This is a genomic window from Streptomyces sp. NPDC007872, assembly GCF_042868165.1.
GTDB lineage: Bacteria > Actinomycetota > Actinomycetes > Streptomycetales > Streptomycetaceae > Streptomyces.
The window spans coordinates 868,811-884,423 of the sequence record NZ_JBIAEA010000002.1; the positions used below are offsets into that span (position 1 = coordinate 868,811).

Genomic DNA, 15,613 nt, shown 5'->3' on the forward strand with positions numbered 1-15,613 from the left:
GTCCGGTGCGCCCGCCCCGTACCGCAGCAGACCTGTGACGAGCCCCGGAGGGCCCCCGGCCTCAGAACGCCGGGCGCTCCGGATCGAGCCGCGCCCGGCCCTCCACCGGCGAGGACGCCTCCGCGAAGTGGCGGCGCGGGATCCGGCCGGCCCGGTGGGCGAGCCGGCCCGCCTCGACCGCGTGCCGCATCGCCGAGGCCATCAGGACCGGTTCCTGCGCCCGGGTGACGGCCGAGGCCAGCATCACCGCCGCGCACCCCAGCTCCATGGCGAGCGTCGCGTCCGACGCCGTGCCGGCCCCCGCGTCCAGGATCACCGGCACCCCCGCCCGCTCCACGATGAGCCGGAAGTTGTGCGGGTTGCGGATGCCGAGCCCGGAGCCGATGGGGGAGCCGAGCGGCATGATCGCCGCGCACCCCACGTCCTCCAGCTTCCGGGCGAGGACCGGGTCGTCGTTGGTGTACGGCAGGACGGTGAAGCCGTCGTCGACCAGGGTCTCCGCCGCGTTCAGGAGCTCCTCGCCGTCCGGCAGCAGGGTCCGCTCGTCGGCGACGACCTCCAGCTTGATCCAGTCGGTGCCGAGCGCCTCCCGGGCGAGCCGGGCGGTCAGGACCGCCTCGCCGGCCGTGAAGCAGCCGGCCGTGTTGGGCAGCACCCGGATGCCGAGCCGGTCCAGGACGGAGAGGACCGAGCCCCGCACGGTCGGGTCCAGGCGCCGCATGGCGACCGTGGTCAGCTCCGTGCCGCTGGCGACCAGGGAGCGCTCCAGGACGTCGAGGCTGGGCGCCCCGCCGGTGCCCATGATCAGGCGGGAGGAGAACTCCGTACCGCCGAGGACGAACACGTCGTCGGACATCGCGCTCAGCCCCCCTGCACCGCGGTGAGGACCTCCACCCGGTCCCCGTCGCCGAGGAGCGTCGCCGCCCACTCGCCGCGCGGGACCACCGTCTCGTTGACGGCGGCGGCCACCCCGGAGGGGGCCGCGGTCAGGGTCGCGACGAGGGCGTCGAGGGAGACGGGGCCGGAGAGCGCGCGCGCCTCCCCGTTCACGGTCACGGTCACGGTCGCGGTCACGTCGTTGGCGGGCGGGTTCGCGCTCATGCGGGCTGCTCCTGACGTACGGGAGGGGTGGAGGAGAAACGGCGGGGGGTGAAGGGGCGCGCCTCGTCGGGCAGGGCGCCCGTGGTGAGCACCTCCGCCATGACGTCGCCGGTGACGGGGGTGAGCAGCACCCCGTTGCGGTGGTGGCCGGTGGCCATCAGCAGACCGGGCAGCGCGGTGGGGCCGAGCAGCGGGGCGTTGTCCGGCGAGCCGGGGCGCAGCCCGGCCAGGGTCTCGGTGAGCGGCAGCTCGGTGATTCCCGGCACCAGCTCGTGCGCGTCGCGCAGCAGCTCGTACACCCCGCCCGCCGTCACCGTGGTGTCCCAGCCGAGCTCCTCGCTGGTGGCGCCGACGACCAGCTCGCCGTTCTCGCGCGGCACCAGATAGACGTGGCTGCCGCGCACGACGGCCCGGACGGTCCGGGAGAGGAAGGGGGCGTACGCGGGGGGCACCCGCAGGCGCAGGACCTGGCCCTTCACCGGGCGCACCGGCGGGAGCACCTCGTCGGGCACCCCCGCGAGCCGCCCGCTCAGGCTGCCCGCCGCGAGCACGGTCTGTCCCGCCGCCAGCTCCCCGCCCCCGGCGAGGACCGCGCCGCGCGCCCGGTCGCCCCGCACCGCGAGCCGTTCCACGAGCGTCCGGTGGAAGACCACGCCGGCCCGCTCGCAGGCGACGACGAGCGCGGCGGCGAGCCGGCGCGGGTCCACCTGGTGGTCGCCGTCGACCCGGAGGCCACCGCGTACCCCCGGCGCCAGCATCGGTTCGAGGCGGCGGCACTCGCGGCCGCTCAGCCACTCCGAGGCGAGCCCGCAGCGCACCTGCAGGGCGTGCAGCTCGCGCAGGTGCGCCCGGTCGTCGGCGTCGAGGGCGACGGCGAGGGTGCCGCAGGCGCGGTGCCCGACGTCCAGCCCGGTCGCCTCCTCCAGCTCGGCGACGAAGGCCGGATAGCGGGCGGCGGAGGCGAGGTTGAGCCCGAGCAGGGTCTCCTCGCCGTAGTGCAGCTCGGTCACGGCGGCGAGCATCCCGGCCGCGACCCGCGCGGCCCCGCCGCCCGGCTCGGGGTCGACGACGGCGGTGCGCAGCCCGCGCAGCGCGGCCCGCCAGGCCGTGACCAGGCCGATGATGCCGCCCCCGACCACGAGGACGTCGACCCCCCGCACGTCGGAGGCCTCTCGGACATCGGAAGAACGCATGGGCGTCCAGCCCCTCCCTTCGCCGGCATGACCCGGATCAGGTTCGTACGGTCGGAGGCCGGTCAGCCTCCCTCTCAGCCCGGTGCGTCCGGGCTCCCGCGAGTGCTTTACGCCCGCCAGACTAGCTTCCGCCGCCCACCCGTCACGAGGGGGCCGTGGACCCCACCCTTCCTGACGCACCGTCAGGTACGTAAGGTGGCCGTGTGAGCGAGCAGAAGCAGACCCAGCGGCGCGTCGTGGTCGTCGGCGCCGGAATGGCGGGCGTCCAGACCGCCGTCGCCCTGCGCGAGCAGGGCTTCACCGGCCCCGTGACCCTCGTCGGGGCCGAACCCCACCAGCCCTACGACCGGCCCCCGCTCTCCAAGGCGGTCCTCCTCGGGAAGGCCGAGGGCTCCGCCTTCGAGGTCGACTTCGAGGACCTCGGCGTCGAACTCCGGCTCGGCGTGGACGTCACCGGGCTGCGCGCCGCCGACCACGAGGTCGACACCGAGGCCGGGCCCGTCGCGTACGACGTCCTGGTGATCGCCACCGGCGCCCACCCGGTCACCCTGCCCGGCTCCGGGGGCGTCCCCGGCGTCCACCTGCTCCGCACCCTCGACGACGCCGTCCGCCTCGGACCCGTCCTGGAGCGCCGCCACGCCGTCGTGGTCGTCGGCGCCGGCTGGATCGGCGCCGAGTTCACCACCGCCGCCCTCGGCGCCGGCTGCGCCGTCACGGTCGTCGAGGCCGCGGACCTCCCGCTCGCCGGCACCCTGCCCGCCGAGGTCGCCGCCCCTATGGCCGACTGGTACGGGGCGAACGGCGCCGAACTCCTCACCCACGCGCGCGTGGACACCGTCGAACCCGGCCGGGTCCGCCTCGCCGACGGCCGCGAACTGCCCGCCGAGGCCGTCGTCGTCGGCATCGGCGCCCGCCCCGCCACCGGCTGGCTCGCCGGCTCCGGCATCGCCCTCGACCCGGGCGGCGCCGTCACCGCCGACGACCGGCTGCGCACCTCCCTGCCCGACGTGTACGCGGTCGGGGACTGCGCCTCCTTCCCCTCCGCCCGCTACGGCGAGCGCCTCCTCGTCCACCACTGGGACAACGCCCTCCAGGGCCCGCGGGCGGTCGCCGCCGCGATCACGGGCGCCGACACCGGCCCGTACGACCCCGTGCCGTACTTCTGGTCCGAGCAGTTCGGGCGCTTCGTCCAGTACGCGGGACACCACGCGGGCGCGGACGAGCTGCTGTGGCGCGGCGACCCGGCGGACGAGGCCTGGTCGGTGCTCTGGCTGCGCGCCGGGGTGCCGGTGGCCCTCCTCGCCGTCGGCCGTCCCCGCGACCTGGCCCAGGGCCGGAAGCTGATCGAGGCCGCGACCCCGGTCGACCCGGCCCGCGCGGCGGATCCGTCCGTACCCCTGAAGGCGGCGGTCCGATAGGGGCGTTTCGTCCGATCGGCGTGATACCTCCCGGGCCCGACTACCGGCTGTCGGTCCGGGATGGCAGGCTTGTCACGTGACCGAGATTGACGCAAAGACCGATGCTCTCGTCCCCGCCTGGCTCTACCTGCCCGACATCGCGGAGATGCTCGACGTCGAGGTGACGCGCGTGCGGCAGCTCGTCAAGGAGGGCCAGCTCATCGCCGTGCGCCGCGGAGAGAACAACGCGCTCCAGGTGCCCGCCGCCTTCATCCAGGGCGACAAGGTCGTCAAGGGCCTCGCCGGGACCCTGACCCTCCTGCGGGACGACGGCTTCACCGACGAGGAGATGCTGGAGTGGCTCTTCACTCCGGACGAGAGCCTGCCGGGCACGCCCGCGCAGGCGCTCGGCGAGAACCGCGGCACGGAGGTGAAGCGCCGCGCCCAGGCGCTCGCCGTCTGACGCGCCGCACCGCCTGACGCGCGCGGCCCGACACGCGCGGCCCGACGGACGCCTCCCGGCGCCCCGGGGGCCGGCGCGCGTCGCCCGGCGCGCGCACCGAAGACACCACCAGCCGGTGTCGCGGCGCCGGTCCCCGCCGACCGGCCGCCGCGACACCGGCGACACCGACGGGGGGACCCACCCATGCCCACGCCTCGCGAGCGGCTCGCCGACGCCCGGCTCTACCTGTGCACCGACGCCCGGAAGCGCCAGGGCGACCTGCCCGCCTTCCTCGACGCCGTGCTCTCCTCCGGCGTGGACGTCGTCCAGCTCCGCGACAAGGGCATGGAGGCCGCCGAGGAGCTGGAGCACCTCGCCGTCTTCGCCGAGGCCGCCCGCCGGCACGGCAGGCTCCTCGCCGTCAACGACCGGGCGGACGTCGCCCACGCCGTCGGCTCCGACGTCCTCCACCTCGGCCAGGGCGACCTGCCCGTCCCCGCCGCCCGCGCGATCCTCGGCGACGAGGTGCTGATCGGGCGGTCCTGCCACGCCGAGGACGAGGTGGCCGCGGCCGCCGCCGAACCGGGCGTGGACTACTTCTGCACCGGCCCCTGCTGGCCCACCCCCACCAAGCCCGGACGGTACGCGCCGGGGCTCGGCCTCGTGCGGTACGCGGCCGGCCTGGCCCAGGACCGCCCCTGGTTCGCCATCGGCGGCATCGACGAGGCCAACCTCAACGAGGTCCTGGACGCGGGAGCGCGCCGGATCGTCGTCGTCCGGGCGATCACCGAGGCCGACGACCCGGCCGCCGCGACCGCCGCCCTCGCCCGGCGCGTCCGGGAGCGCGCCGAGGGCTGAGACGGGCCGGGCGGTACGAGACCGGACCGGGACGCGCCCAGGACGGGACGCGCCCAGGACCGGACGCGCCCGGGACCGGTCCGGGCCGGGATCCGGACACGTCCGGACCGGGCCGCCCGGAAAGTGTCCGAAAAAGTGTCCACCGATCGGACAACCCGCACACGGCCCGACGCACCCCGTCTAACCTGCCCGTATGGCCCTTGGTACCGCTTCCGTCCGCTCGGACCGCGCCCGCACGGTCCGCGACATCCTCGCCTCCGGCGGCACGTCGTACTCCTTCGAGTTCTACGCGCCCCGGACCGAGAAGGGTGAGCAGAGCCTCTGGAAGGCCATGCGGCGGGTCGAGGCGGTCGGCCCCAGCTTCGTCTCCGTGACCTACGGCGCCGGCGGCACCACCCGGGGCGGCACCGTCAAGGCCACCCAGAAGATCGCCTCCGACAGCACCCTGACCCCCGTCGCGCACCTCACGGCCGTCGGTCAGTCCGTCGCCGAGCTGCGCAACATCCTCGGCCAGTACGCCGACGCCGGCATCCGCAACATGCTCGCCCTCCGCGGCGACCCGCCGGGCGACCCGCTGGGCGAGTGGATCGAGCACCCCGAGGGGGTCCGGTACGCCGCCGACCTGGTCCGGCTGATCAAGGAGTCGGGCGACTTCTGCGTCGGCGTCGCCGCCTTCCCCGAGATGCACCCCCGGTCCACCGACTGGGACACGGACGTCCGGCACTTCGTGGACAAGTGCCGCGCGGGCGCCGACTACGCCATCACCCAGATGTTCTTCGACCCGGAGAACTACCTGCGGCTGCGCGACAGCGTCGTCAAGGCGGGCTGCGAGACTCCGGTCATCCCCGAGGTCATGCCCGTCGTGAACGTGAAGACCCTCGACCGGCTGCCCCAGTTGAGCAACGCCGCCTTCCCGGCGCGCGTGAAAGAGCGCATCCTCGCCGTCAAGGACGATCCCGCCGCTGTACGCTCCATCGGTATCGAGTTCGCGACGGAGTTCTGCGCGCGTCTGCTGTCCGAGGGCGTCCCCGGACTGCACTTCATCACGCTCAACAGCTCCACCGCGACGCTCGAGATCTACGAGAATCTCGGACTGCACCAGCAGTCGTGACCGGTCGTACCCGCCCCGACCCGCGGCGGTGACCGCGGAGAGGGGCGGCGGGGCATGGGGTGGACGGTCCTCTACATCGCGTTCGGCGTGGTCGCGCTGTGGCTCCTGGGGGAGGTGCTCCTCCAGTACAAGGCGCGGCTGCGCTGGCGCCTGCTGGCCTTCTGCGGCTTCCTCGGCGTGGTCCTGGGCGTCCTGCTGCCCTCGGTCCCGGTGATCGTCGCCGGCGCGGTCGCCTTCGCCGTCGGCCAGACCTACGTGACGCTCTCGTTCCGCCGCGGCTTCTCCACCGGCTGGGCGATCGGCGGCAGTCCGGGCGCGAGCCGCCGCCGCAGGTCCGGCGCGCCGGACCGGGTCGGACCCACCCTGGAGGTCACCGGGCTCTCGTACGACGAGCCGGGCGCCGGCCGGGGCCCCGGGGAGCACCCGGAGGCGGCGGCCGGGAACACGGCGGTCTACGAGCCCCTGCCGATGCCCGACGACACCGGCCAGTACGGGGTCTACGACACCGGCCGCGACACCGCCCCCGCCGCCGGCGCCGGCCACGACCCGGCGGCCTACGCCCCCTACGCGGCGGGATACGACCAGCAGGGGTACGACCAGCAGGGATACGAGCCGCAGGGGTACGAGCAGCCCGTCCACCAGCAGGGGTACGACTACGGGACCGCCGGACAGCAGCAGTACGCCGCCTACTCCGACCCGTACATCGGTCCGGGCACGGACGCCCAGCAGTACGGCTCGTACTACGGCGACCCCTACGCCCCCTCGTACACCTACGACACCCCGCCCGGCGGGGTCTGGGTCCCGCAGCAGCGCGACACCGAGCCGGACCCGCAGCAGCAGGCCCCGGGGCCGTACGGCCCCGGACCGCACCAGGACGATCCGCAGCAGTACCGGTACTGAGCCCCGCGCGGCCCGCGGTCCTGCCGCGGGCCGCGGAAGGTCACGACGGGCCGCGGAACGTCACCGCGAGCCGCGGAAGTCCGCGCCCTCCACGATCAGCCCCGCCACCAGCGCGCCCGACATGCCCGCGTGGGCGAGCCCGCCGCCCGGGTGCGACCAGCCGCCCGCGAAGTACAGGCCCGGCAGCGCCGAGCGGTTGTCCGCCGGGAGCAGCCGTCCGCCCGCCCCGGCGAGCGCGGGCCCGGGCACCTCGGCGGAGCCGGTGTCCCGCCGCACGTCCTCCGGGGTGCGGACGTGCCGCCACAGCAGCCGCTCCCGAAGGCCCGGCACCGCCCGCCCGGCCGCCTCGACCATGCCGTCGGCGCACGCCTCCCCCTCCCGGCCCGCAGCCGTCCGGACGGTCGCCGTGACCGTCACCGCCTCGTGGTCCGCGTCCGGGCGCAGCGCCGGGTCGTCCGGGCGCAGTACGGTCACCGTCGGCCGCCCGCCCTCCGCGTGCACGACCGTGCGGTGCACCGCGTCCGCCTCCCGGGGGCCGCGCAGGGCCAGACAGACCGTCACCCGGCCGGTGCCGAGGGCCTGGTGGCGCGGCGCCCCGCCGGGGTGGAGCGCGGGCACCGGGGCCCCGGAGACCACGTGGTCGGCCGCGACCTCCTCGCCCCCGGCCAGGCGCACGCCGACCGCCCGGCCGTCCTTCTCCAGGACCTCCTCCACCGGCGCGTCGAAGACGAACTCCACCCGCCGCTTCCGGCACCGCTCGTACACCGCGTCGGCCAGCGCCCGCAGGCCCCCGGCCACGTACCAGCTCCCGAAGGTCTGCTCCATGTACGGCAGGACGGCGGCCGAGGCCGGGGCGTCGGCCGGGTCGAAGCCGTACGCCCACGCGTACGCGTCGAGCAGGGCGGCGAGCCGGGGATCGCGCAGCTCCCGCGCCCCCACCCGGGCCAGGGTCGTCGTCGGGCGCCGCAGCAGGCCCGCCTTCGGGGCCGGGTACGGCTCGCGGGCGAGCGGCGCCGGGTCGGCCGGCTGCGGCTCCTCCAGGAGCGGCCGGCGGGTGCGGTCCCAGGCCTCGCGGGCCCGCGTCAGGACGTCGCCCCAGCGCTCGCCCGCGCCCGCCCCGAGCGCCGCGTCCAGGGCGGCGACCGTGCCGGCCCGGGAGGCGTTCGGCAGGTCCACGCGCGTGCCGTCGGCGAAGACGTGACGGGCCGCCGGGTCGACCTGCGTCAGCGTGACGCACCGCTCCAGGGGCTCCTTGCCCGTCTTCACGAACAGGTCCCGGTAGACGGCGGGCAGGTGCAGCAGCCCCGGGCCCGTGTCGAAGGCGAAGCCGTCCCGTGCGTACCGCCCCACCGCGCCGCCGTGCGTCGACCCCCGCTCGTACACCGTCACCCGGTGGCCCGCCACGGCCAGCCGGGCCGCCGCCGCCATGGCGCCGAGTCCCGCGCCGATCACCACAATCCGTGCCATGCGGGCGAGCCTATCCGGCACCCCCGGAGAGGCCGGGGGAGGAGGTCAGAAGTGCCGCGACCCGTCGTCGGGCGGGGGAGGGGCGTGGGCCCCGGCGGCGAGCCGCCGCTCCTCCCGGCGCTGGGACCTGCGGCGCAGGAAGCGGCGGATCCGCTGCGCGAGGAAGACCACCACGGCCAGGCCGAGCAGCAGCAGGACGCCCGCGACGACCGCCGCCGCCACCGGGTGGAAGAGCGCGAAGGTGACGACCGCCGCCACCCCGAGGTCCTCCGCCAGGCTCACCCCGACGTTCGAGAACGGCTCCGGCGAGGTGTTGACCGCCATCCTCGTCCCCGCCTTGACGACGTGGCTCAGGAGGGCCGTCGAGCCGCCGACCGCGCCCGCCGCCAGCTCCGGCAGCGACCCGTTCTGCCCGGCGAGCAGGGCGCCGACGACGGCCCCCGCGACCGGCCGGATCACGGTGTGGACGGAGTCCCACATCGAGTCGACGTACGGGATCTTGTCCGCCACCGCCTCGCACAGGAACAGCACGCCCGCGACGACGAGGACGTCGGTGCGCTGCAGGGACTCGGGCACCTCGTCGGTCAGCCCGGTCGCGCCGAAGAGGCCGAACAGCAGGACCACCGCGTACGCGTTGATCCCGCTCGCCCAGCCGCTGGTGAACACCAGGGGAAGTACGGACACGTCCGCGATCGTAACCAGGACTGAGTATCCGTACCCAGGGCGCGGGATGAGTAGGTGAGCGGATGGGCCGGACGGGACCCGCGGGAGAGGGTGGAGCCCACGGAAGGGGCGCGGCTCCGGAACCGCCGGCACGGGGCGGCGGAACGGGGCCGCGCGCCTGCCGGCACGGGGGACACGGGGGTGCGCCCTTCCGGCCGGGGGACGCGGAGAGGCCGGTGCGGTGAGGCTCGGGAGGATCGAGCCCCACCGCACCGGCCTTCTTCCGTGCGCGGGTGTTCTCCGTCCCCACGCGCGCGTGGAGGAGCGGAGGACCGGTCAGCGGCGCCCGCCCACCCGGCCGTGCAGCAGCCGGGAGAGGGCCGCGTGCACGTCGTCGAGCGACCGCTCGCTCTGGAAGGCCTGCCAGTCGAGCGCGGCCACGAGCACCATGCCGACGAGCGCCGCCGCCGTGAGCTGGACGTCGATCTCCTCGCTCAGCTCCCCGGCCTCGACCCCCTCGCGCAGCACCCCCTCGACCACCGCGACCGCCTCCTGGCGGACCACCAGGAGCGTGGAGTTCCAGGCCCGGTTGGTGCGCCAGAGCTCGGCCACGTAGAGCTGGGTGAAGGCCGGGTAGCGGTCGATGAAGACCAGGCCCGCCCGGATCATCGCGTCCAGCGCGTCGACCCGGCTCCCGCCGCGCCCGGCGGTCTCCTCGGCCGCCGTGCGCAGGGAGGCGGTGAGCAGCGACACCCCGTGGCGCAGCAGCTCCTCGAAGAGCTCGGTCTTGCTCTTGAAGTTGTAGTAGACCGTGCCCTTGGCCACGCCGGCCCGCTCGGCGATCTCGTCCACCGTCGTCGCGGAGAAGCCCTGCTCCGCGATGAGCGTCACGGCCGCTTCGTAGAGCTTCGCGCGCGTGGCCCGGCGTCTGGTGCTGCTGCTGTCCATGGGGTCGATTCTCACAGGTGTCACGGGTGGCACCGGCCCGGTGTCACAGGGTCAGTTCGGGGTGGAGCCGGTCCATCGTCCAGACCTGCCGCCTGCGGGCCGAGACGGCCGTCAGGGCCAGGGCGCCCACGGTGAACGCCGTCAGGACCGCGCAGGACTGCCAGACGGGTTCGAGCCCGCCGCCCGTGATCAGCCGGCGCAGCGACTCGACCACGTACGTCATGGGCAGGAAGGGGTGGATCGCGTTGAAGAAGGGCGGGCTGGTCTGGACGGGGTACGTGCCGCCCGCCGAGGTGAGCTGGAGCATCAGGGCGGCGAGCACCAGGATCCTGCCCGCCGCGCCGAAGCGGGCGTTGAACCACTGGACGATCGCGGTGAAGCAGCAGGCGACCAGGGCGAGGAAGCCGATCGTGCCGGCGGCCCGCGCCATCTGGAGGCCGATGCCCCAGTGGAGGACCGACATCAGGGCCGCGACCTGGAGGATGCCGATCGCCGCCACCGGGAGCCAGCCCGCCAGGGCGATCCGCCAGGCGGAGCCGCCCGCGGCGAGCGCGCGCCGGTTCAACGGCTGGATGATCATGTACGCGACCATCGCGCCGACCCAGAGGGAGAGCGGGATGAAGTACGGGGCGAAACCGGTGCCGTAGTTCGGCGCCTTGTGCATCGACTGCGAGGCGAGCCGCACCGGGTCGGCCATGACCTCCGTGCGCCGGTCGCGGTCCTGCCGGTCGTAGTCCGGGATCTGCGCGACCCCGTCGCGCAGCCCGCCGGCCAGCTCGCCGGAGCCGTCGGCCAGCTTGAACAGGCCGCCGTCCAGGTCGCCGGCGCCCTTCTTGAGCTTGCCGACGCCGGCGTCCAGGTTCACCGAGCCGGTCTTCGCCTCGGTGATGCCGGTGTGCAGCCTGTCGGCGCCCGCCGCGACCTTCTTGGCGCCCGTGTTCAGCTCGTTGATCTTCCGGATGGCGTCCTCGACGTCCTCGTCGAGGTGCGGGGCGCGGGCGGCCAGCTCGTCGGCCTGCTTCTTGAGCGTGACCAGGCGCGCGTTCAGCTTCTTCAGGTCGCCGTTGCCGTCCTTGGTCAGCTCGTGCACGTCGTCCGCGATGACGGCCACGTCACCGGCGGTGACCGCGGCCCGCTGGAGCACCTTGCAGATCCGGGCGTCGGGGTCCGGGACCTCCACGCACGCCTCGCGGTGCAGGGCGGTCATGTCCTCGTCGGCCTTGTGCGCGGCGGTGCGGAGCTGGGGGCCCCGCTTGACCAGGACGTCCAGGTTGTGCTGGACGGCGGTGGCCGAGTCGGAGACGAGCCGGGCGGTGTCGCGGATCGACTTGCCGTTGTTCGCCAGGTAGGGACGGACCTTGTCGGCGGTGCCGTTCACCTTGTCGGCGAGCGTCTGGGTGCCGTCCGCGACCTTGCGGGAACCGTCCTCCAGGTCCTTGGCGCCCTTGTCGAGCTTCTTCAGGCCCGCGGCCAGGTCGCCGCTGCCGGTCTTGGCGTCCCCGAGTCCGTCCGCCAGGCTCTTGGAGCCCTTCTTGGCCTTGTCCACGCCCTGCTTGAGGTCGGCGGCGCCCTTGGCGGCCTTCTCGGTGGCGTCGTGGATGTCGGAGAAGGAGATGAAGATCTTGTCGAGGAAGGTCCGCGAGGACTTGGTGGAGGCCGCGGTGCGCACCTCGGAGAAGACCGTCCGGGAGATCTGCCCGACGATGTAGTTGTTGGCGTCGTTCGTGCGCACCCGCAGGGCGCCGGTCTCGGGGGAGTCGCCGGAGCTGGAGGCGATGCGCGAGCTGAAGTCGCCGGGCATGGTCAGGGACAGGTAGTACGTCCCGTCCTCGACGCCCCTGCGTGCCTCCTCGTCGCTGACCCGGTGCCACGCGAAGGTCTTGCTCTCCAGGAGCCCCTTCGTGATGTCGTCGCCCGCGGTGATCCTCTTGCCGTCGGCGGTGGCGCCCCTGTCCTCGTTCACGAGGGCGACGGGGATCTTGTCGAGCCTGCCGTACGGGTCCCAGAACGAGTACAGGTACAGGGCGCCGTACAGCAGCGGCAGCAGCAGGACCGCGACGAGCGCGGCGCGCGGCAGCTTGCCCCTGCCGAAGCGCCTCAGCTCAAGAGCGGCCAGTTTCGGCGAGCGCATCGGCCGCCCCCTCCTCGGTCGTGGACGCGGTGGCGCCGGTGGCGGTGTCGGTGTCGCCGTCGGTACGGGGTGCCTCGGCGGCGTCCTCCGGGCCGGCGGCCTTCGGCGCGTCGGCGGTCTTCTCCGCGGAGACCTTCGCGGGAGCTTCGGGAGCTTCGGGAGTTTCGGGGGCTTCGGGAGCCTCGGAGGTTTCGGATGTCTCCGGCGCTTCCTGCGCTTCCTGCGCCTCGGGCGTCTCCGTGGTGATCCGCAGCGCGCCCTCCGGGGCCTCGCTGCAGACGGCGAGGACGGTCGTCCCGGTCGCGGTCAGGGAGCGCAGGAGCGTCCAGGCCTCGGCCCGGGCGGAGTCCGAGAGCTTCAGGTCCGTGTCGTCCACGGCGAGCAGCCGGGGGCGCCCGATCAGGGCGAGGGCGATCGAGAGCCGCAGCGCCTCGAACCGCTCCAGGTCCCGCACGGAGGTCCGCCCGCCCTTCGGCAGGGCGTCGAGGTCGAGCCCCGCGGCCGCCACGGCCTCCTCGATCCGGGCCCGCGCCTGCGCCGCCCGCGTGCCGGGGCGCCGCAGCAGCGCCCGTACGGAGCCGTCGAAGCGGTGCTGGAGCAGTGCCCGCTCGTGCAGGTGCTCGGCGACCGTGAAGGCGGGGTCGAGCTCGTTGACGCCCGGGACCTGGCCCAGCGCGCTGATCCGGCGCACCGCGGCCATCTTCCGTGGCAGCGGGAGGCCGCCGACCTCGGCGTGTCCCTCCTTGGCCTTCATCCGGCCGGTGAGCGCGAGGAGCAGACAGGTGCGCCCCGAGCCCGAGGGCCCCTCGATCGCCACGAGCGCGCCCGGCTCCGCCCGGAAGGACACCTTCCGGAAGGCCCAGCCCCGCGGTCCCTTCAGTCCGAAGCCGTCCGCGACGACGGCGGCGCCGTGCGATTGTTCCTCGGCTTCCGTGCCCACGGACTCACCCCCCACTCCCCATTTTTGAACTGACTGGTCAGTTCAAAAGCTACCCCCGCGTCGGATCCTTCGCAAAACCGCAGGTCAGCTTGATTGTCAGTGGGGCTGGGCACGATAGACACATACGGCCACAGTGCCGTCACGCGACGACAGGAGGCTTCGTCATGGCACGTCCATCCGCAGCAGCCGCACCCAGGCGCCACCCCGTCCCCGTGCACTCCGGACCCGCGTCCGACATCCACCCCGTCTCCCGCCGCACCGCCGCCCCGCCCGCCGCCCTCGACCTCCTCGCCAAGTCCCGCGCCGGCCTCGCCGAGGCCGCCGCCCTCGACCGCCCCCACGAGCGGTACGCCACCGCCCACCTCGCCGCCCTGCGCGCCGCGGCCGCCGTGCTCGCCGCCCGGGGCACGCCCGATCCCGTACCCCGTCGCAAGGAGCGGATACGCACCGCCTGGGAGCTCCTCGCCGAGCTGGCGCCCGAGCTCGCCGAGTGGAGCGCCCACTTCGCGGCCGGCGCACCGCGCAGGGCCCGTGCCGAGGCGGGCATCACCAGCGCGGCCACCCCGAGGGAGGCCGACGACCTCCTCAGGGACGCCGCGCACTTCTCCCGCCTGGTCGAGCGGCTGCTCGCCCTCCGGCCGGTGCTGTCCCGCGGCCCCGGGAGCGACGACGCGGGAGGATGATCCGAAAGGCGGGACCGAGGCCATAGGGTGGGGAGGTCCGTACCCGTCACCGAGGAGTCAACAGCCGTGCCGGACCCTTCCCCCGCCTTCGGTCGAGAGGCGACCTCACGCCCGTCGCGCGCCTCCCTGCGCACCGCCGTCGTCTGGGACGTCCTCAAGGACGCCCTGGACCGCCGGGTCGGGGCCACCGGGAAAGACGGTCTCGACGTCCTCGACACGGGCGGCGGCTCCGGGAACTTCGCGGTGCCGGTGGCCCGCCTCGGCCACCGGGTCACCGTCGTCGACCCCAGCCCCAACGCGCTCTTCGCGCTGGAGCGCCGGGCCGCCGAGGCCGGCGTCGCCGACCTCGTCACCGGCGTCCAGGGCGACGTCCGGGGCCTCTTCGACGTGGTCGGGCGCGAGGGGTACGACGCCGTGCTCTGCCACGGCGTCCTGGAGTACGTCGACGACCCCGCCGAGGGCGTGCGCAACGCGGTCGCCGCGCTCCGGCCCGGCGGCAGCCTCAGCCTGCTCGCCGCCGGGGTCGGCGGCGCCGTCCTGGCCCGCGCCCTCGCCGGGCACTTCACCGAGGCCCGGCACGCGCTCACCGACCCGGCGGGCCGCTGGGGCGCGGGCGACCCCGTGCCCCGGCGCTTCACCGCCGAGCAACTCGCCGAGCTGGCCGACGGGGCCGGCCTGGAGGTCGGCGCCGTGCACGGCGTCCGGGTCTTCGCCGACCTCGTCCCCGGCGTCCTCGTCGACACCGAGCCGGGCGCGGCCGAGGCCCTCCTCCGCCTGGAGGCGGCCGCCGCGGAGCTGCCCTCCTTCCACGCCGTGGCGACCCAACTGCACGTCCTCGGCGAGAAGCGGACCTGATCCCGGGGTCACCCGTTCGGCGGTTCGGGCCGCGGCGCCCCATGGAGTACGCCACAGCACGCCCGGTGCGGGCCCCGGCCCCGTATGATCGGGGGACACCATCCGGCATGACGGACGGGGCCCCGGGGAATCAACGCCTCAGCAACCGATCCGCATGGCGGCCCGGATTGGCTATTCGGCATTGTGGGCGGGTTTCACGGGGGCGATTCCCTGCCTATCCTGAAAGGGCCGCAAACCGGTCGCCCCCGCGGCCGACGACTAGGAGGACTCCGTGCCGCTCTCGGAGCACGAGCAGCGCATGCTCGAGCAGATGGAGCGAGCGCTGTACGCCGAAGACCCCAAGTTCGCGACAGCGCTCGAGGGAAGCGGACTGCGTACGTACACCCGGCGACGGGTTTACCAGGCAGTCGCCGGCTTCCTGGTGGGTATCGCGCTCCTCATGGCCGGAATGGTCGCACAGCAGATCTGGATCAGCGTGGTGGGATTCCTCGTCATGCTGGGCTGCGCGGTCCTGGCGGTCACCGGATGGCGCAAGGCGCCGAAGCCGGGTGAGCAGCAGGCTGCGGGTGGACCGGCGGCCGGCGGCCGCCAGACCCGGCAGCGACGCCCCATGATGAACCGGATCGAAGAGCGGTGGCAGCGCCGCCGTGACGAACAGGGCGGCGGCCACTGACGGCCCCCTGAGCGGAAGCCCCGCCCCCTCCGACGAACCGAGCCCCGCAGGGCCGCGCTCCCGAGCGCGGCGGCCCCGCGGGGCTCGTTCGTGTTCCGGGCCCACGGGCCACGGGGGAGGGGGGGGGGGGGGGCCCGGCCCCCCCCCCCCCCCCCCCCCCCCCCCCGCGCCCCCCCCCCCCCCCCCCCCGGGCCCGGGGGGGGGCCCCCCCCCCCCCCGGGCGGGGGGGGGGCCCCCGCGCCCCCCCCGGA

Annotated in this window: 16 protein-coding genes and 1 riboswitch; of the genes, 8 read left to right on the plus strand and 8 right to left on the minus strand. The window is 75.0% G+C overall.

The window, feature by feature from the left end; all coding sequences use genetic code 11:
• Positions 1–61 precede the first annotated feature (61 nt).
• The 3 genes from ACFYNX_RS09080 to thiO all read right to left on the minus strand — a co-directional run bounded on the left by ACFYNX_RS09080 (position 62) and on the right by thiO (position 2,294).
• Complete coding sequence (locus ACFYNX_RS09080) at positions 62–856, minus strand: thiazole synthase (RefSeq protein ID WP_388659225.1); 795 nt, start codon at positions 854–856, stop codon at positions 62–64.
• Between the two features lie 5 nt (positions 857–861).
• Positions 862–1,101 carry a sulfur carrier protein ThiS gene (thiS, locus tag ACFYNX_RS09085; RefSeq protein ID WP_365541049.1) on the minus strand — a complete coding sequence of 80 codons (240 nt, stop codon included), beginning with the start codon at positions 1,099–1,101 and terminating at the stop codon, positions 862–864.
• Positions 1,098–2,294, minus strand: a complete 1,197-nt coding sequence (gene thiO, locus ACFYNX_RS09090; RefSeq protein ID WP_365541048.1) for a glycine oxidase ThiO — start codon at positions 2,292–2,294, stop codon at positions 1,098–1,100. Before thiO ends, thiS begins: the two co-directional genes overlap by 4 nt.
• A riboswitch (TPP riboswitch) is annotated at positions 2,292–2,404 on the minus strand. It overlaps the preceding gene by 3 nt.
• Positions 2,405–2,548: 144 nt before the next feature.
• On the opposite strand from thiO, the gene ACFYNX_RS09095 reads away from it, so the two are divergent.
• The 5 genes from ACFYNX_RS09095 (at position 2,549) to ACFYNX_RS09115 (ending at position 7,002) form a co-directional block, all read left to right on the plus strand.
• Positions 2,549–3,712, plus strand: coding sequence for an NAD(P)/FAD-dependent oxidoreductase (locus ACFYNX_RS09095; protein ID WP_388659782.1), 1,164 nt, complete (start codon positions 2,549–2,551; stop codon positions 3,710–3,712).
• 76 nt (positions 3,713–3,788) lie between these two features.
• Complete coding sequence (locus ACFYNX_RS09100; protein WP_365541045.1) at positions 3,789–4,154, plus strand: Rv2175c family DNA-binding protein; 366 nt, start codon at positions 3,789–3,791, stop codon at positions 4,152–4,154.
• Positions 4,155–4,337: 183 nt separating this feature from the next.
• Positions 4,338–4,991, plus strand: coding sequence for a thiamine phosphate synthase (gene thiE / locus ACFYNX_RS09105; RefSeq protein ID WP_388659228.1), 654 nt, complete (start codon positions 4,338–4,340; stop codon positions 4,989–4,991).
• A 193-nt stretch (positions 4,992–5,184) separates the two neighbouring features.
• Entirely contained in the window at positions 5,185–6,102 is a 918-nt protein-coding gene (gene metF / locus ACFYNX_RS09110; protein WP_365541042.1) for a methylenetetrahydrofolate reductase [NAD(P)H], read from the plus strand.
• A 54-nt stretch (positions 6,103–6,156) separates the two neighbouring features.
• A complete protein-coding gene (locus ACFYNX_RS09115; protein ID WP_388659232.1) occupies positions 6,157–7,002 on the plus strand; it encodes a hypothetical protein in 846 nt (281 codons plus the stop codon).
• A gap of 60 nt (positions 7,003–7,062) precedes the next feature.
• Here ACFYNX_RS09115 and ACFYNX_RS09120 read toward each other — a convergent pair whose 3' ends face one another.
• The 5 genes from ACFYNX_RS09120 to ACFYNX_RS09140 form a co-directional block, all read right to left on the minus strand.
• Positions 7,063–8,469 carry an NAD(P)/FAD-dependent oxidoreductase gene (locus tag ACFYNX_RS09120; protein WP_365541038.1) on the minus strand — a complete coding sequence of 469 codons (1,407 nt, stop codon included), beginning with the start codon at positions 8,467–8,469 and terminating at the stop codon, positions 7,063–7,065.
• Between the two features lie 45 nt (positions 8,470–8,514).
• Positions 8,515–9,153, minus strand: coding sequence for a DUF4126 domain-containing protein (locus tag ACFYNX_RS09125; RefSeq protein ID WP_388659235.1), 639 nt, complete (start codon positions 9,151–9,153; stop codon positions 8,515–8,517).
• A gap of 315 nt (positions 9,154–9,468) precedes the next feature.
• Positions 9,469–10,080: a TetR/AcrR family transcriptional regulator gene (locus ACFYNX_RS09130; protein ID WP_030205589.1), complete on the minus strand. Its 612-nt coding sequence runs from the start codon at positions 10,078–10,080 to the stop codon at positions 9,469–9,471.
• A 43-nt stretch (positions 10,081–10,123) separates the two neighbouring features.
• Positions 10,124–12,211 (minus strand): YhgE/Pip family protein, encoded by a 2,088-nt coding sequence (locus ACFYNX_RS09135; protein WP_388659239.1) that lies wholly within the window; start codon positions 12,209–12,211, stop codon positions 10,124–10,126.
• On the minus strand, positions 12,183–13,151 hold the full coding sequence (locus tag ACFYNX_RS09140) for an ATP-binding cassette domain-containing protein (RefSeq protein WP_388659242.1): 969 nt from the start codon (positions 13,149–13,151) through the stop codon (positions 12,183–12,185). The genes ACFYNX_RS09135 and ACFYNX_RS09140 overlap by 29 nt, the downstream gene beginning before the upstream one ends.
• 164 nt (positions 13,152–13,315) lie before the next feature.
• Here ACFYNX_RS09140 and ACFYNX_RS09145 point away from each other — a divergent pair, with 164 nt between their 5' ends.
• From ACFYNX_RS09145 to ACFYNX_RS09155, 3 genes are all read left to right on the plus strand, one after another.
• Positions 13,316–13,834, plus strand: a complete 519-nt coding sequence (locus tag ACFYNX_RS09145) for an SAV_6107 family HEPN domain-containing protein (RefSeq protein ID WP_365541031.1) — start codon at positions 13,316–13,318, stop codon at positions 13,832–13,834.
• A 66-nt stretch (positions 13,835–13,900) separates the two neighbouring features.
• A complete protein-coding gene (locus ACFYNX_RS09150; protein ID WP_125663590.1) occupies positions 13,901–14,689 on the plus strand; it encodes a bifunctional 2-polyprenyl-6-hydroxyphenol methylase/3-demethylubiquinol 3-O-methyltransferase UbiG in 789 nt (262 codons plus the stop codon).
• A 271-nt stretch (positions 14,690–14,960) separates the two neighbouring features.
• Complete coding sequence (locus tag ACFYNX_RS09155; protein WP_356543591.1) at positions 14,961–15,362, plus strand: DUF3040 domain-containing protein; 402 nt, start codon at positions 14,961–14,963, stop codon at positions 15,360–15,362.
• Positions 15,363–15,613: the final 251 nt, after the last annotated feature.

Coding starts and splice junctions, on each gene's coding strand:
- ACFYNX_RS09115 (WP_388659232.1), top strand. CDS start 6,157: ATGGGGTGGACGGTCCTCTACATCGCGTTCGGCGTGGTCGCGCTGTGG.
- thiE (WP_388659228.1), top strand. CDS start 4,338: ATGCCCACGCCTCGCGAGCGGCTCGCCGACGCCCGGCTCTACCTGTGC.
- thiS (WP_365541049.1), bottom strand. CDS start 1,101: ATGAGCGCGAACCCGCCCGCCAACGACGTGACCGCGACCGTGACCGTG.
- thiO (WP_365541048.1), bottom strand. CDS start 2,294: ATGCGTTCTTCCGATGTCCGAGAGGCCTCCGACGTGCGGGGGGTCGAC.
- metF (WP_365541042.1), top strand. CDS start 5,185: ATGGCCCTTGGTACCGCTTCCGTCCGCTCGGACCGCGCCCGCACGGTC.
- ACFYNX_RS09080 (WP_388659225.1), bottom strand. CDS start 856: ATGTCCGACGACGTGTTCGTCCTCGGCGGTACGGAGTTCTCCTCCCGC.
- ACFYNX_RS09095 (WP_388659782.1), top strand. CDS start 2,549: ATGGCGGGCGTCCAGACCGCCGTCGCCCTGCGCGAGCAGGGCTTCACC.
- ACFYNX_RS09135 (WP_388659239.1), bottom strand. CDS start 12,211: ATGCGCTCGCCGAAACTGGCCGCTCTTGAGCTGAGGCGCTTCGGCAGG.
- ACFYNX_RS09130 (WP_030205589.1), bottom strand. CDS start 10,080: ATGGACAGCAGCAGCACCAGACGCCGGGCCACGCGCGCGAAGCTCTAC.
- ACFYNX_RS09120 (WP_365541038.1), bottom strand. CDS start 8,469: ATGGCACGGATTGTGGTGATCGGCGCGGGACTCGGCGCCATGGCGGCG.
- ACFYNX_RS09145 (WP_365541031.1), top strand. CDS start 13,316: ATGGCACGTCCATCCGCAGCAGCCGCACCCAGGCGCCACCCCGTCCCC.